Source organism: Kocuria rhizosphaericola (assembly GCF_044462205.1).
Taxonomy (GTDB): domain Bacteria; phylum Actinomycetota; class Actinomycetes; order Actinomycetales; family Micrococcaceae; genus Kocuria; species Kocuria rhizosphaericola.
Window position 1 is genome coordinate 38,383 of sequence record NZ_JBISWK010000043.1, and the last position, 15,022, is coordinate 53,404.

The following is a 15,022-nucleotide window of genomic DNA, read 5'->3' on the forward strand; positions in this document are numbered from 1 at the left end:
CGGCGGCCCCCGTGCCCGATACTGGGACCGTGTACGTCGTGACCCTGGAGCAGCGCCGCCGCGAGGCGGGCGACCTCGTGCCCGGCCTCCTGCGCCGCCTCGCGGACCTCGAGACCGTGGTGCCGTTCCAGCGTGCCCGGGCGCACGCGGCCCAGGGCATCACCGCCGATCCGGGCGCGGCGGTGGCGGCCGCGCTCGCCGCGCTGCGCGGCGGGGCCTGGAGCGTGGGAATCGGGGTGGGGCCGGTCCGGCTCGAGACCGCGACCGACCCGGAGGGCCGGACGGGCCTGCGCGCCGACGGCCCCGGGACGGTGCACGCGCGCAGCGCCGCCGAGGCCGCCGACGGGCGGGTGCCGGTGTGCGTGGCCGCCGACGACGAGCCGGCCGCGGCGCAGGCGCAGGCCGTGCTGCGGCTGCTGGGCCGGATCGTGGCGGAGCGCAGCGACGCGGAGTGGCGCGTGGTCGATCTGCTCGTGCCCGGGGCCCGCGGCCAGCAGAAGGTCGTGGCCGCCGAGCTCGGCATCTCCCCGCAGGCGGTCTCCAAGGCCGTGGCGCGCTCCCTGTGGCAGGAGGAGTGGGACGCCCGCCCGGCAGCGGCCCGGCTGCTGGGCCTGTGCGAGCCGGCCCCGGGCGGGCCGGCTCGCACAGGGACTCACGGCTCGACGATGAACCCCTCGGAGAGCATCCACTCGTAGGCGACGTCGGCGGGGTCCCGTCCCTCGACGTCCACCTGCCGGTTGAGCTCCTGCATGACGTCGTCGGTGAGCGCCGCGGAGATCGGCTCCATGACCTCCTCCATCCGGGGGAACTCCTCCAGCAGCTCGGTGTTGTACACCGGTGCCGCGTTGTAGGCGGGGAAGAACTGCCGGTCGTCCTCCAGCACGGTCAGGTCCAGGGCGGGGATGCGGCCGTCCGTCGAGAAGACCTCGCCGAAGTTGCACTCCCCGTCGTCCGTGGCCGAGTAGATGGCGCCGGTGTCGTAGATGCCGATGTTGTCCTCCGGCACCTCGCTGCCACGGTCCAGGCCGTAGTGGGCGAGCATGGGCGTGAGCCCGTCGCTGCGGGAGTTGAACTCGGACTCGACGCAGAAGGTCCGCTCCTCCCTGGGAAGGGTCGCGATGTCCGAGACCGTCTCCAGGCCGTTGGCCTCCGCATACTCGGAGCGCACGGCCATGGCGTAGGTGTTGTTCAGCGAGGCCGGTTCGCCCCACGTCAGCCCGTTGTCGAGGTCGGCCTCGCGCACGGCCTGCCACTGCTCCTGCTGGTCCGGGATGCCGGTCTCGTTGCCCATGTACGTCAGCCACGCCGTGCCGGTGTACTCGAAGGTGAGGTCGGCGTCCCCGGTGAGCATGAGCTCCCGCACGGGCTGGGATCCGGGCACGTTGGTGATGTCCTCGGTCTCGAAGCCCGCGGCCTCCATGGCCAGCACCGCGATCTTGCCGAGGATGAGCTGCTCGGTGAAGTTCTTGGACGTCACGCTGACCTCGGTGCCCTCGGCGCCCTCGATGGGCTCGATGGAGCCGGGCTCGGCGGCGGGGACGTAGGCGGTGGAGGGCTCGAGCCCGCAACCGGTCAGGATCAGACCGGCGCAGGAGAGCAGCAGGACGCCGCCGGCGGCACGGGAGGTTCTCATCGCAGTCCCTTCGGGCGCGCGACGTGCTCCACCACGCGGCCGATCCAGTCGATGGCGAGCGCGAGCAGCGCCACGAGGATCGAGCCGGCGATCAGCACCCGCACGAGGTTGAGATTGACTCCGGTGGTGATCAGCAGACCGAGCCCGCCGCCGTTGACGAACGTGGCCAGGGTCGCGGTGCCGACCACCAGGATCAGGGCGGTGCGCACGCCGGCCAGCATGACGGGCACGGCCAGGGGCAGCTCGACGCGGAACAGGACCGAGGCGGCGCTCATGCCCATGCCGCGACCGGCCTCGACGAGGCTGCGGTCCACGCCGTCGAGTCCGACCATGGTGTTCTTCAGGACGGGCAGGATCGCGTAGACGATCAGCGCGACCACGGCCGCCTGGAAGCCGAAGCCGAACCAGAAGGCGAACAGGACGATGAGGCCCACCGCCGGGGCAGCCTGGCCGATGTTCGCCAGCGCGATCACGGGGCCGGTGAGGAAGCGCAGCGGCTTGCGGGTCAGGAGGACGCCCACCGGGATCGCGATCAGCAGGACCACCACCGTGGCCACGACCGTGAGCTGCAGGTGCTCCACGGTGTAGCTCCACAGCGACGCGGGGCTCAGGGTCACGGCCTCCGTCTCCGTCAGTTCCGCCGTGGACAGCCACAGTACGAGCAGGCCCAGTGCCACGAGGATCGCGAGGGGCTGCAGGAGCAGGCCCTTCCAGGTGCGCTGGTCGGGGTCGACCGGGGACGGGCGGGCCGCCGGGGCGCCCCCGGGGTCCTGCTCCTCGGCGGCGGGGCGCTCGGTCTGCGTGCTCATCGGTCCCCGCCTCCCGAGCTCCCGCTCACCGCGGGCATCTCGCCCGTGTTGTGGCCGAGGGGCGCGTCCTCCACGGCCACGGACCGGCGGGCCTCGGTGATCGCGGCCATGACGGTCTCGACGTAGATGACGCCCTCGAGCCGGTCCCTCGCCCCCACCACGAGGGCGGCCCCCATGCTGGAGACGAGCATCGTGTCCAGCGCGTCGTTGAGCGTGGAGCCCGTGCCGACCAGAGGCAGGCGCTTATTGTGCTCCCCCGGCACGGTCTCGAAGCGCTCGAGCTGACGGCGGGACGGCCAGGACAGCGGCCTCCCCCGGTCGTCGACGACGACCACGTCCCGGGTGCCGGCCTCGTCGAGCCGCCCGAGCACCGCCCGGACGTCCTCGCCGGGACGGGTGGTCACCGCGGGGACGAGGTCGACCTCCCGGACCCGGGTGAGGGTGAGCTGCTTGAGGCCCGCGCCGGAGCCGATGAAGTCCTCCACGAACTCGTCGGCCGGCTCGGCCAGGATCCGTTCGGGGGCGTCGTACTGGACGATCCGGGCTCCCTCGTCGAAGACCGCGATCCAGTCGCCGAGCTTGACCGCCTCGTCGAAGTCGTGGGTCACGCACACGATGGTCTTCTGCAGCTCGTGCTGGATGTTGATGAGCTCGTCCTGGAGCCGCTGGCGGGTGATCGGGTCCACGGCCCCGAACGGCTCGTCCATGAGCAGCACGGGCGGGTCCGCGGCCAGGGCCCGGGCCACGCCGACCCGCTGCTGCTGCCCGCCGGAGAGCTCCCGGGGGTACCGGTCGCGGTAGACGGCGGGGTCGAGCGAGACGAGCTCGAGGAGCTCGTCCACCCGGGCGGCGATGCGCTTCCGGTCCCAGCCGAGCATCTTGGGGACCATGCCGATGTTGGTGGCCACGCTCATGTGCGGGAACAGCCCGCCGGCCTGGATCACGTAGCCGATGCCGCGGCGCAGCTCGTCACCGTTCATCGAGGTCACGTCCTGGTCGTCGATGACGATCCGTCCGTCGGTGGGCTCGATGAGCCGGTTGATCATCTTCAGCGTGGTGGTCTTCCCGCAGCCGGAGGGGCCCACGAGCATGACGATGCTGCCCGCGGGGATCTCCAGCGTCAGGCCGTCGACCGCCGCCCTGGCCTGCCCGGGATAGTGCTTGGAGACGTTCTCCAGCAGGATCCGGGCTCCGGTGACGGAGGAGTCGGTGCTGGTGGTGGTCACGGAGTCAGACACGGATACCTCGCGATGTGGTGAGTCGGCCGAGCAGCACGAGCAGCCCGTCCAGGATGAGTGCGACGACGATGACGGCGACGACGCCGGTGACGACGGACGCGAAGGAGTTGGCGCCCCCCAGGCGCGACAGGCCGGAGAAGATGAAGCCGCCCAGACCGGGGCCGAGCACGTAGGCGGCGATGGCGGCCACGCCCATCACCATCTGCGCCGAGACCCGCATGCCGGCCTGGATGACCGGCCAGGCCATCGGCAGCTCCACGCGCAGGAAGGTCGCCGCCCGGCCCATGCCGAGCCCGCGCGCGGCCTCGACGGTGGCCTGCGGGACCCCGGCCAGCCCGACCACCGCGTTGCGCAGCACGGGCAGGACGGCGAAGAAGGTGACGACCACGACCGCGGGCGTCACCCCGAAGCCCAGCGGGGCGATCAGCAGGCCGATGAGCGCGAAGGAGGGGATGGTCAGCCCCACGGCGGAGAGGTTGTTGGCCACGGTCGTGAGCCGGGGCGAGCGGTAGCAGAGCGCCGCGATGGCCACGGCGAGGACGGTGGCCAGGATCAGGCACTGGACCACCAGGGAGAAGTGCTGCCAGCTGGCGAAGAGGATCTGCTCCCACCGGTCGGACACGTACTCGATCACGGCACACCTTTCGGTTGTCGTCGATGACGTCGTCACCCGGTCTCTCCGCGAAATATTACCATTCGGGATTCATGGACGTGATGCCGAGCACACGGTCGGGGTGTCGCCGGAGCCGTGGTCCGCCGGCGCTCCCGGCGGCGGACTCGGGGCCCGGGAAGGCCCGGGACACGGACGACGTCGTGCTGACCGGCGCCGGTCCCGTCGGCGGGAGCGCGGCCGACCCCGTGGTCCCCGTTCGCGTCCACGGCCGACGGGTGCGCCGTGGCCGCAGGTCGTGTTCGCCGACCCCGCGGTGTCCTCCGTGGGCCGTTCCGCCGAGCGGGCCCGCGAGGACGGGCCGGAGGTGGACGTCGTGGAGCACGACGTCGCCGTGGCCGGCGGGGTGCCGCCGGAGCGGCTGCGGCACGCGGTGCCCGTCTCCCCCACCATCCGCGGGGTCCGGCTGCGGCTGCTCGAGGAGGACGGGCCGCGACCCGCCGGGCTCAGAGCAGCGAACGCAGGATGCGGGCGACGCCGTCCTCGTAGACCGTGTGCGTCACCTCGTGGCACACGGCCGCGACCTCGTCCGGGGACTGGCCCATGGCCACGCCGCGGGCGGCCCAGTCGAGCATCTCGATGTCGTTGCGGCCGTCGCCGACCGCGACCGTGTGGGACGGGTCCACGCCGAGCCGGCGCCGGACCTGCTCCAGGGCGCTGGCCTTGGAGACGCCGTTGGCGGCGATGTCGAGCCAGGCGCTCCAGCCCACGGAGTAGGTGACGCCGTGCAGCCCGGCCTCGTCGATCGCCAGGGCGAACTCCTCCGGGGTGTGCTCGGTGCTGTACACCACCATGCGCACGGCCTTCATCCGCGCCAGCTGGTGCAGGTCCACACCGAGCGCCTCGATGCCGAAGGACGCGTCCTGGAAGCGCTCCGTGGAGTAGAAGGACCCGTCCTCGGTCTCGAGGGCGAACTTCGCGGTGGGCAGGCGCTGCTCGAGCGCGTCGAGAGCCTGGCCGGGGTCGAAGGAGACGCACTCGAGCACCCGGTGGTACTCCGGCACTCCCGGGTCCAGCTCGAGCGTCATGCCCCCGTTGGAGCACACGGCGTAGCCGCGCTCCTGGCCGATGAGCTCGACCACGGGCAGGGTCGCCCCCTTGGAGCGGCCGGTGGAGATGACCACGTGGTGGCCGGCCTCGAGCACGGCCCGGGCGGCCTCGCGCACCGGCCGGGACATGTGGCCGTCGTGGTCGACGAGGGTCCCGTCGACGTCGAGGGCCACCAGGTACTGGACGCCCGCCTCCTTCTTCCACCCGTTCGAGCGGGGAGGCTGGACCTTGAGGGGGATCCGGACGTCGGCGGCGGAGCGCGCGGGCGCGGTGGTGCCGCCGGCCGTGTCGCTGAGGTCCTCCGAGTGATCGACCTTCAGCGGGACGGTGGAATTGATTCCGACGAGTTCGTGCTGGTCCTCGGTGCCAGCGGTCTTTTCTTTTGTCATGCGGGACATGGTGTCACATCACACCGACAGGATGGCCGAAATTTCGATGTGAGATGAACGGGAGCCGAACGCCGTCCGGCGGCTCAGCGACGGACGGGAATGACCTCCTGGCCGCGCAGATAGGGCCGCAGGGCCTCGGGGACGCGCACCGAGCCGTCGGCCTGCTGGTGGGTCTCGAGGATGGCGGCCAGCCACCGGGTGGTGGCAAGCGTCCCGTTGAGGGTGGCCACCGTGCGGGTGCCGCCCTTGCGGACCTTGCCGGAGGCGTCCGTGGTCTCCGGCAGGCGCTCGCGGATGTTGAGCCGCCGCGCCTGGTAGGTGGTGCAGTTCGACGTCGAGGTCAGCTCGCGGTACTTGCCCTGGGTGGGCACCCACGCCTCGCAGTCGAACTTGCGGGCGGCGGAGGTGCCGAGGTCCCCGGCGGCGGTGTCGATCACCCGGTAGGCGAGCTCGCACTTGGCGAGCATCTCCTCCTCCCACGCGAGCAGCCGCTCGTGCTCCGCCTCCGCGTCCTCCGGGGAGCAGTAGACGAACATCTCGAGCTTGTTGAACTGGTGCACGCGGATGATGCCCCGGGTGTCCTTGCCCCCGGAGCCGGCCTCGCGGCGGTAGCAGGAGGACCAGCCGGCGTAGCGCAGCGGCCCCTCGGAGAGGTCGAGGATCTCGTCGGCGTGGAACCCGGCGAGGGGCACCTCCGAGGTGCCCACGAGGTAGAGCTCGTCCTTGCCCACGTGGTAGATCTCGTCGGAGTGCGCGACGTCGAAGCCCGTGCCGCTCATGATCTCCGGGCGCACGAGGTTCGGGGTGGTCATGGGCACGAACCCGTTGTCCACGGCCTGGTCCTGGCCCATGAGCAGCAGGGCGGTCTCGAGCCGGGCGACGTCCCGCTTGAGGAAGTAGAACCGGGCGCCGGAGACCTTGGAGCCCCGCTCCATGTCGATGCCGTCCACGAGCTCGCCGATCTCGAGGTGGTCCTTCGGGTCGAGGCCCTCGGCGGCGAAGTCGCGGGGCTCCCCGACGGTCCTGAGCAGGACGAAGTCGTCCTCGCCGCCCGTGGGGACGCCCTGGAGGACGAGGTTGTCCACGACCGCGACGAGCTCGTCCTGCCGGACCCGGGCGGCCTCCGACGCCGCCTGTGCCTCCTTGACCCGGGCGGCCAGATCCTTGACCTCCGCGAGCAGCGCCTGCTTCTCCTCGCCCCGGGCCCGGGCCACCTGCTTGCCGAAGACGTTCTGCTCGGCCCGCAGGGACTCGTACTCGGTGATCAGGCGGCGGCGCTCGACGTCCGCCTCCAGGATCCGGTCGATCAGGGCGTCGTCGGCCCCGCGGGCACGCTGCGAGGTGCGGAAGACGTCGGGGTTCTCACGGAGCTGGTTGATGTCGATCACCCTGACAGGGTACCCAAGTCCACCGAACGCGACCGGGTTAGGGTGGAGGCCCACCGCGATCCGCCCGGCGCCCCGGGCCCGCGGCGTCGTGCCGCGGGCCACCGCCCCCACCGCACGGCGCCACCGGTCCCCGGCGCCGCAGAACCGAGGAGTCCTTCCGTGACCGCCACTCCCGTGGCCCCGAAACGGGTCGCCGTCGTCATCAACCCCATCAAGGCCGACGCGGACGTCGCCCGCGACGCGATCATCATCGGGTGCCGCAAGGGCGGACTCCCGGACCCCGTGTTCCTCGAGACGGCGGAGGAGGACCCGGGCACGGCCATGACCCGGCAGGCCCTCGAGCAGGGATTCGACCTGATCGTCGCCGCCGGTGGCGACGGCACCGTCCGCGCGGTGGCGGAGACCCTGATCGGCCACGACACCCCGCTGGGCCTCATCCCCCTGGGGACCGGCAACATCCTGGCCCGCAACTTGGGCGCGGACCTGGGCGATCCGCACCGCAACGTGGACATCGCGCTCTTCGGGGCGGAGCGGGCGATCGACATGGCCACGTTCCGCGTGGAGCTCCAGGACGGCACCGTGCAGGACCACGCGTTCACCGTGATGGGCGGGGCCGGCTTCGACGCCCAGATCATGACGGACACCCGGGACGAGCTGAAGAAGCTGGTCGGGTGGGCGGCCTACGGCGAGGCCGGGGTCCGGCACCTGTTCGCGCCCCCGCGGTGGGCCCGCTTCCGGATCGACGACGGCGAGTGGCAGAGCCGCCGCGTCCGCTCCGTGATGGCCGCCAACTGCGGGATCCTGACCGCGGGCATGATCCTGGTGCCGCAGGCGAAGATCAACGACGGCGTGCTGGACGTCGTGGTGATGTCCCCGCGCAGCACGCTGGAGTGGGCGATGATGGCCGCCAAGGTCGTGTTCCGGCAGCGGCGCGACCTGCCCGTGATCGAGTTCTTCGCCGCGAAGAAGGTGCGCGTGGAGTTCCACGAGCCCATCGAGTCCCAGATGGACGGGGACGGCACCGGGCTGATCAACGGGTTCGAGTCCGAGATCCTCCCGGGCGCGCTCTCCGTGCGGGTGCCGCCCTCCCAGGGCGACTGACGCCCGCACCGGCGCTCCGGCCCCGGGGCGCCACGGGTCAGTCGGCGGGATCGGGCCTGCGGCTCAGGCCCACCCCGAACGCGCCCACGAGGGCCAGCACGGCCAGGCCCACGGCGACGAGCGGGCCCTGTCCGCGGTCCGTGAGCGAGGCGCCCCCCTCCGGGACGACGCGGGAGGCCGGCACGAGGTCGAGGGCGTCGGCGGTCCGCGGGTCGCCGACGACGGGCGCCGGGCCGACCTCGGCGCGGACCACCTGGGTGGGCTCGGGCGGCGCGGCCACGGCGGGCGGCGCGGCGAGCGCACAGGCCAGGAGGGCGGGTGCTGCGACGGTGGCGAGTCGGCGGACGGCGGGAGCAGGCATGGTGGCACCTCCGGTCGGGCTCGGTCCCGACCCGGGGGGTCGATCGACACCGGCTGAAGATCGCGGGCACGGACGCGCCCGCACTCCCCATGGTGCATGTATTCGCATTTGCTAACAAGCGGGGGTGCGGTGCGCGTCCTCCCGTTACGCGGGTCCCGGAGCGCCCTGTGCTGACGGGGCGTCCGGGGTCCGGCGGTCGCGTCCCTGCAGGGCCGCGACCCAGGCCTCCGCCTCGCGGAAGGCGCCGTCGGAGTGGTGCCGGGCGACGGTCGCCACCTTGTGGTCGGCCCGCGGGTAGGAGCCGAGGAAGCGCGTGCTGGGACAGACGCGGCGCAGCCCCTCGAGGGCGTCGGCCACGCGGGCGTCGAGGATGTGCCCGTCAACGTCCACGCTGAAGAAGTACTCCCCGAGGAAGTTGCCCGTGGGCCGGGACTCGATCCGCGAGAGGTTGACCCCCCGGGTCGCGAACTGCTCGAGGATCTCCATCAGGGCTCCCGCCCGGTCCTCCCACAGCGGGATCACGAGCGTGGTCCGGTCCGCACCCGTGCGCGGCGGCAGGGGTGCCTCGGGCCGGGCCACGAGCACGAACCGGGTGACGGCGGCCCTGTTGTCCCCGATGTCCTCCGCCAGCACCTCGAGCTCGGGGTGCTGCTCGACGACCACGGGCGAGCAGACCGCGGCGTCGAAGCCGGCGTCCCGCGCCGACTCCTCGCTCCCCGGCGGGCCGGGGAGCAGCGCGAGCGCCGCCGCCGCCGTGGAGGACGCCGGGACGTAGTCGACGCCCGGCAGCCGCTCGTCCATCCAGCCCCGCACCTGGGCCCAGGCGTGGGAGTGCGTGGAGACGGTGCGGACGTCGGCGAGCGCCGTGCCCGGCGGGGCCACGAGGACGAAGCTGATGGGCACCAGCGCCTCGCGCACGATGCGCAGCTCGCTGCCGGCGGCCACGGCGTCGAGGGTCGCGGTCACCCCGCCCTCCACGGAGTTCTCGATGGGCACCATGGCGGCGTCGACCTCGCCGGCGCGGACGGCCGCGAGTGCCACCGGCACGGAGGACACGGGGCGGCGCTCGGCCTGCCGGGCGCCCTCCACGCTCAGCAGCGCGGCCTCGGTGAAGGTGCCGGCAGGGCCCAGGTAGGCGTACCTCAACGGACGGTCGGGGTCTCGCCCGTCTCGGACACCATGGGCTTCTCGGCGTCCATCCACGCCCCCATGCCGCCCAGGACGTTCACGGGGTCGAAGCCGTACTGCTGGAGGTACGCCGTCGCCTTGAGGGAACGTCCGCCGGAGCGGCAGATCACGTACACGTCCTCGTCCACGGGCACCTCGCCGTAGCGCTCGGGGAGTTGCCGGAGCGGGATGTGCTGGGCGCCGTCGATGTGCCCGGCCTCCCACTCCTCGTCCTCGCGCACGTCCAGGACGCGAGCGCCCTCGGGGATCTCCTCCACCGAGGCGCTCGGCAGGTTGTCCAGGTTGTCCATCGTCCGGGTCCTCTCGTCGGAATCGGGTTCTCGGGGACAGCCTAGTGCGCGGGCACGAGAGCCGGCGCGTCCGCCCCGAGCCGGGCGGCGGGCTCCTGTCGTTCCGCCGCGGAGGGGCGGACGCCTGCCAGGGGCGCCCGCTCCAGCACGCCGGCGAGCACGCCGGGGCGCTCCGGGACTTCCAGGCAGCTCACAGGAACGAAACAATCCCTGTATAAATTGTGCCCTCGTCGCCGGGAGTGCCGTGCGGCGGCCCCGACCAGGCACCTCGTCCGGTGTCCTCGACAGAAGGAAGAACTCCCATGAGCACCATCGAACCCCGCAGCGCGGGGACAGAGGCCCCGGACCGTGAGGAGCACGGCTTCAAGAAGGTCCTCGGCCGTCTCGACGCGATCGCCCTCGGCTTCGGCGCGATGATCGGCTTCGGCTGGGTCATCCTCACCGGTGACTGGCTCGCCGAGGCCGGGACCATGGGCACCGTGCTGGCCCTCGTCACCGGCGGACTCATCATGGCCGTCGTGGGACTCGTCTACGGCGAGCTCGTCGCCGCGATGCCGTACGCCGGCGGGGAGCACAACTACCTCATGCGCGGCATGGGCGCACGCTGGGCGTTCGTGGGCTCCTGGGCCATCACCGGTGGCTACATCACCATCGTGGCCTTCGAGGCCGTGGCCGTGCCCCGCACGCTGCAGTACATCTTCCCCGGGCTGAGCCGGATCCCGCTCTGGACCGTCGCCGGCTTCGAGGTGAACCTGACCTGGGCGCTGGTGGGGTCGCTGACCGCCGTCCTCATCACCGCGATCAACATCCGCGGGGTCAAGCACGCGTCGATGGTGCAGATCTTCGTGATCCTCTTCCTGCTGATCGTGGGGCTCATGATGATCTTCGGGGCGTTCACCCGCGGCTCGGTCGCCACCATGGAGCCGTTCTTCACGAGCGGCACCGCCGGCTTCTTCCTCGTGCTCGTCACCGTCCCGTTCCTGTTCGTCGGCTTCGACGTCATTCCCCAGGTCTCCGAGGAGATGCACCTGCCCGCCAAGCAGCTGGGCGGGACCATCATCGTCTCCGTCCTGCTCGCCGCGGCGTGGTACGTCATGGTGGTGCTCACGACGTCCTCGGCGATGTCCGGCCCGGACATCGCCGTCGCGGACATCGCCGTCGCCGACGCCATGGGGGCCATGTTCAGCAGCACGATCGTGGCCAACCTGCTCATCGCCGGAGGCATCGCCGGCATCCTGACCTCCTGGAACTCCCTCCTCATGGGCGCGTCCCGCCTGCTCTGGGCGCTCGGGAACTCGCGGATGGTCCCGCGGTGGTTCGGCCGGTTGCACCCCAAGTACAGGACGCCGTCCAACGCCCTGCTCTTCGTGGGCGCTCTCTCCGTCGTGGCACCGTTCTTCGGCGCGGAGATGCTGGGCTGGCTGGTGGACTCCGGATCCCCGTCCATCGTGATCGCCTACGCCCTGGTCTCCGTGGTCTTCGTGATCCTGCGCCGGCGCGAGCCCGGCATGGAACGCCCCTTCCGGATCGGTGGCCACGGCCACGGCGGCACGGCGATCGGCGTGCTCTCGGTGGTGCTGTGCCTCGCCCTGATCAGCTTGTACCTGCCCGGTATGCCCGCCTTCCTGAGCGCGCCGGCCTGGACGATCTTCGGGCTGTGGTGGCTGCTCGGGCTCGTGTTCCTGCTGCGCATCCCCACCGGGATCCGGCCGGGCCCCGACGCGGAGCACCGACTCGTCGCCGAGGTCGAGCGCCGCAGGCAGCGGAGCTGAGGCGGCCGCCGCGCCGGGGACCGCTGCTCTAGGCTGTTCCCGGCGCGGCGAGGAAGAGGAGGACTGCCCATGGTCACGGTCGCCCAGGTGCTCGGTCTGCCCGGGCTCGGGCTGGAGCCCGTCGTCGAGGCGGCCACCGACCTGCCGGTGACCTGGGTGGTGACCAGCGAGCTCGCCGACCCCACCCCGTACCTGGAGGGCGGCGAGGTCCTCCTGCTGACCGGCATCCACACCTCCGCCCGGACGCACTCCTGGACGGAGTACGTCCGCCGGCTCACGAACCGGGGCGTGGTGGCGCTGGGGCTGGGCGTGGGCGGACGGCTGTCCTACCTCCACGTGCCGGACGCTCTGGCCGCGGCGTGCCGGGACGCCGGGCTGACCCTGTTCCGGGTGCCCGAGCGCACCCCCTTCCTGGGCATCATCCGCGCCGTGGCCGAGATGCGGGCGGCGGAGGCGCGCACGGCCCTCGAGACGATGCTGTCGGAGCAGCGGAGCCTGACGCGGGCGGCCGTGGGGCGGAACGGCCCGGCCCGGGTGGTCCGCACCCTGGTGTCGGTGCTCGGCGGCGGATGGGCGGGCGTCTGCGCGTCGGACGCCCGGATCGTGGAGCGCTCCGGCCCCGGGCTGCCCCAGCTCCCCTCGGGCCGGACACTCCCCGAGCTCCTCGACCGGCTGCGCCCGGCCGGGTTGCGCGGGTCGCTGAGCGAGTCCGGCCCGGCGGGTGCGGTGGTCGTCCATCCCCTCGGGGTGGACAACGTCCCCCAGAGCTACCTCGTGGTGGCCCTGCCCGGCCCGGTCGACCCCGTCCGGACGGGCGTGATCGCCACCGCCGTGGCCCTGCTCTCGCTGCACGCGGAGCGCGCCGCGGAGCAGGCGATGTTCCGCCGCCGGGTGCGTGCGGGGGCCCTCGCCCTCCTGCTCAGCGGCGAGGTGCGGTCGGCGGACGCGTTGCTGGCGGTGGCGGACGACACGCCCTGGTCGACGGCGCACCGGGTGCGGGTGGCCCGCCTGCGCGGCGGCGCCGAGGAGTTCCGGGACGGCGTGCGACGCCTCGAGGCACGCTCCGAGCACGGCACGAGACCCGTGCTCATCGGGGCACCGGCCACCGAGACCTCCGGCGAGCAGAGCGCCGCGGTGCTGCTGGAGGACCTCCCGGAGCGCCTGGCCGAGGTGCGTGCCGCCGCCGAGGCCACGGGGCTGCGGGCGGGCATCGGCGGCCCGTCGACCGTCCACGAGACGGACGCGAGCGACCGCGAGGCCCGCGAGGCGCTGGAACGCACCACGGACCGTCAGCGCGTCGGCACGTGGGACGACCTCGTCGCGGGCGGCGTCGCCGGCCTCCTGCCGCCCGAGACCGCCCGGGCGTGGGCGCAGCATCTGCTGGGCCCCGTCGACCAGGGCGAGCGGCTGTCCCTGCTGCGCACGTTCCTCGCGCACAACGGCAACCGGAGCGGAACGGCCGAGGCCCTGGGGATCCACCGCAACACCCTGCAGCAGCGGCTGCAGGAGATCGAGACGGCCCTCGGGCGGTCCGTGGACGACCCGCAGCTGCGCGCGGAGCTGTGGATCGCACTGCGTCTCTCCGACCGGCTCGACCGGTCGGCGCCGTAGACCCTCGGCCCCCCTGTGCACTGTGCTCGAGAACTTCGATCGAGTTCAGCATCTTGCTGAGTCTCGTGGGCGCTAGCCTGGAGCAGTCGAGGGGCCGCGGCGGTCTCTCGGCACCGGCTCCGCCCCGGCTCGACGTCACACGGCGACGATGTCCCCGCGGGGGAGCCCGTCCGGAGTCCTACGATGGACGGGCGGGCCCAGTGCTGTCGCCCGCCGTCCGACGAACCCCTTGACGCAGCGCGAGAGCCACCGGCGCCCGGTGGCCGGTGCGCGTCGACCAGAGAGGCTGATACATGAGCACCACGGACAAGGCCCCTGCGGCCACCGGGATGAAGGACCGCATCGAGGCGGTCCTGGCCAAGACCCCCACGGGGCTGCTGATCAACGGCCAGTGGCGCGACGCCTCCGACGGGGGCACCTTCGAGGTGGAGAACCCGGCCACCGGCGAGGTCATCGCGACCATGGCCTCGGCCACCCGGGCGGACTCCCAGGCCGCGATGGACGCCGCCGCCGACGCCCAGGAGTCCTGGGCCCGCACCCCCGCCCGGGAGCGCTCGGAGATCCTGCGGCGCGCGTTCGACCTCGTGCAGGAGCGCGCCGAGGACCTCGCCCTGCTGATGACCCTGGAGATGGGCAAGCCGCTGGCCGAGGCCGCCGGGGAGGTCAAGTACGGCGGGGAGTTCCTGCGCTGGTTCGCCGAGGAGGCCGTGCGCGACTACGGCCGCTACCTGGACACCCCCGAGGGCAACCTGCGCATGCTGGTCACCCACAAGCCCGTGGGCCCGTGCCTGCTGATCACCCCGTGGAACTTCCCGCTGGCGATGGCCACCCGCAAGGTCGCCCCGGCCGTGGCCGCCGGCTGCACCATGGTGCTCAAGCCCGCGCGGCTGACCCCGCTCACCTCCCAGTACTTCGCCCAGCTCATGCTGGACGCCGGTCTGCCGGCCGGGGTGCTCAACGTCGTCTCCTCCGCCTCCGCCGCCGCGGTCTCCGAGCCGATCATGGCCGACCCCAGGCTGCGCAAGGTCTCCTTCACCGGCTCCACCCCGGTGGGCAAGCAGCTGATGAAGCTGGCCACGGACAACGTGCTGCGCACCTCCATGGAGCTCGGCGGCAACGGGCCGCTCATCGTCTTCGAGGACGCCGACATCGACAAGGCCGTGGCCGGGGCCATGGCCGCGAAGATGCGCAACATGGGCGAGGCCTGCACGGCCGCCAACCGGCTGCTGGTGCACGAGTCGGTCGTCGACGAGTTCGTCGAGAAGATGGCCGCGAAGATGGCCGCGCTCACCGTGGGCAACGGTGTCGACGACGGGGTGAGCGTGGGCCCTATGGTCGAGGCCAAGGCCCGGGACTCGGTCGAGGAGTTCGTCACCGACGCCGTCGAGCGCGGGGCGAAGGTCGTCGTCGGCGGGGCGCGCGTGGACGGGCCCGGCTACTTCTTCGCCCCCACCCTGCTGCGCGACGTCCCCGTCGACGCCCGCGCGGTGACCGAGGAGATCTTCGGCCCCGTCGCCCCGGT

Annotated in this window: 15 protein-coding genes; 5 read left to right on the forward strand and 10 right to left on the reverse strand. The window is 72.6% G+C overall.

The features are described from left to right. Window positions 1-29: 29 nt before the first annotated feature. Window positions 30-695: a hypothetical protein gene (locus tag ACH9D2_RS04970; protein ID WP_396361644.1), complete on the forward strand. Its 666-nt coding sequence runs from the start codon at window positions 30-32 to the stop codon at window positions 693-695. Here ACH9D2_RS04970 and ACH9D2_RS04975 read toward each other — a convergent pair. The 6 genes from ACH9D2_RS04975 to serS all read right to left on the reverse strand — a co-directional run bounded on the left by ACH9D2_RS04975 (window position 653) and on the right by serS (window position 7,177). Then, window positions 653-1,633 carry a glycine betaine ABC transporter substrate-binding protein gene (locus ACH9D2_RS04975; RefSeq protein ID WP_396361645.1) on the reverse strand — a complete coding sequence of 327 codons (981 nt, stop codon included), beginning with the start codon at window positions 1,631-1,633 and terminating at the stop codon, window positions 653-655. The genes ACH9D2_RS04970 and ACH9D2_RS04975 overlap by 43 nt on opposite strands. Then, entirely contained in the window at window positions 1,630-2,442 is an 813-nt protein-coding gene (locus ACH9D2_RS04980) for an ABC transporter permease (protein ID WP_396361646.1), read from the reverse strand. The genes ACH9D2_RS04975 and ACH9D2_RS04980 overlap by 4 nt, the downstream gene beginning before the upstream one ends. Further along, window positions 2,439-3,680, reverse strand: a complete 1,242-nt coding sequence (locus ACH9D2_RS04985) for an ABC transporter ATP-binding protein (RefSeq protein ID WP_396361647.1) — start codon at window positions 3,678-3,680, stop codon at window positions 2,439-2,441. Before ACH9D2_RS04985 ends, ACH9D2_RS04980 begins: the two co-directional genes overlap by 4 nt. Beyond that, window positions 3,673-4,314, reverse strand: a complete 642-nt coding sequence (locus ACH9D2_RS04990) for an ABC transporter permease (protein ID WP_396361648.1) — start codon at window positions 4,312-4,314, stop codon at window positions 3,673-3,675. Before ACH9D2_RS04990 ends, ACH9D2_RS04985 begins: the two co-directional genes overlap by 8 nt. 482 nt (window positions 4,315-4,796) lie before the next feature. Beyond that, window positions 4,797-5,798, reverse strand: coding sequence for an HAD family hydrolase (locus ACH9D2_RS04995; protein ID WP_396361649.1), 1,002 nt, complete (start codon window positions 5,796-5,798; stop codon window positions 4,797-4,799). Window positions 5,799-5,872: 74 nt separating this feature from the next. Then, a complete protein-coding gene (gene serS, locus ACH9D2_RS05000; RefSeq protein ID WP_396361650.1) occupies window positions 5,873-7,177 on the reverse strand; it encodes a serine--tRNA ligase in 1,305 nt (434 codons plus the stop codon). Between the two features lie 159 nt (window positions 7,178-7,336). On the opposite strand from serS, the gene ACH9D2_RS05005 reads away from it, so the two are divergent. After that, window positions 7,337-8,278 carry a diacylglycerol/lipid kinase family protein gene (locus ACH9D2_RS05005; protein ID WP_396361651.1) on the forward strand — a complete coding sequence of 314 codons (942 nt, stop codon included), beginning with the start codon at window positions 7,337-7,339 and terminating at the stop codon, window positions 8,276-8,278. Window positions 8,279-8,315: 37 nt separating this feature from the next. Here the strand turns inward: ACH9D2_RS05005 and ACH9D2_RS05010 are convergent, their stop codons facing one another. The 4 genes from ACH9D2_RS05010 to ACH9D2_RS05025 form a co-directional block, all read right to left on the reverse strand. Beyond that, window positions 8,316-8,639 (reverse strand): hypothetical protein, encoded by a 324-nt coding sequence (locus tag ACH9D2_RS05010; RefSeq protein WP_396361652.1) that lies wholly within the window; start codon window positions 8,637-8,639, stop codon window positions 8,316-8,318. 144 nt (window positions 8,640-8,783) lie between these two features. Continuing rightward, on the reverse strand, window positions 8,784-9,785 hold the full coding sequence (gene pheA, locus ACH9D2_RS05015) for a prephenate dehydratase (protein WP_396361653.1): 1,002 nt from the start codon (window positions 9,783-9,785) through the stop codon (window positions 8,784-8,786). Then, complete coding sequence (locus ACH9D2_RS05020) at window positions 9,782-10,117, reverse strand: rhodanese-like domain-containing protein (protein WP_396361654.1); 336 nt, start codon at window positions 10,115-10,117, stop codon at window positions 9,782-9,784. The genes pheA and ACH9D2_RS05020 overlap by 4 nt, the downstream gene beginning before the upstream one ends. A 41-nt stretch (window positions 10,118-10,158) precedes the next feature. Continuing rightward, a complete protein-coding gene (locus ACH9D2_RS05025) occupies window positions 10,159-10,311 on the reverse strand; it encodes a hypothetical protein (RefSeq protein WP_396361655.1) in 153 nt (50 codons plus the stop codon). Window positions 10,312-10,419: 108 nt separating this feature from the next. Between ACH9D2_RS05025 and ACH9D2_RS05030 the strand changes: the two genes are divergently transcribed. The 3 genes from ACH9D2_RS05030 to ACH9D2_RS05040 all read left to right on the forward strand — a co-directional run. Further along, entirely contained in the window at window positions 10,420-11,889 is a 1,470-nt protein-coding gene (locus ACH9D2_RS05030) for an amino acid permease (protein WP_396361656.1), read from the forward strand. 69 nt (window positions 11,890-11,958) lie between these two features. Beyond that, a complete protein-coding gene (locus ACH9D2_RS05035) occupies window positions 11,959-13,500 on the forward strand; it encodes a PucR family transcriptional regulator ligand-binding domain-containing protein (protein WP_396361657.1) in 1,542 nt (513 codons plus the stop codon). A gap of 293 nt (window positions 13,501-13,793) precedes the next feature. Further along, a partial coding sequence (locus ACH9D2_RS05040) for an NAD-dependent succinate-semialdehyde dehydrogenase (protein ID WP_396361658.1) occupies window positions 13,794-15,022 on the forward strand: 1,229 nt, incomplete at its 3' end.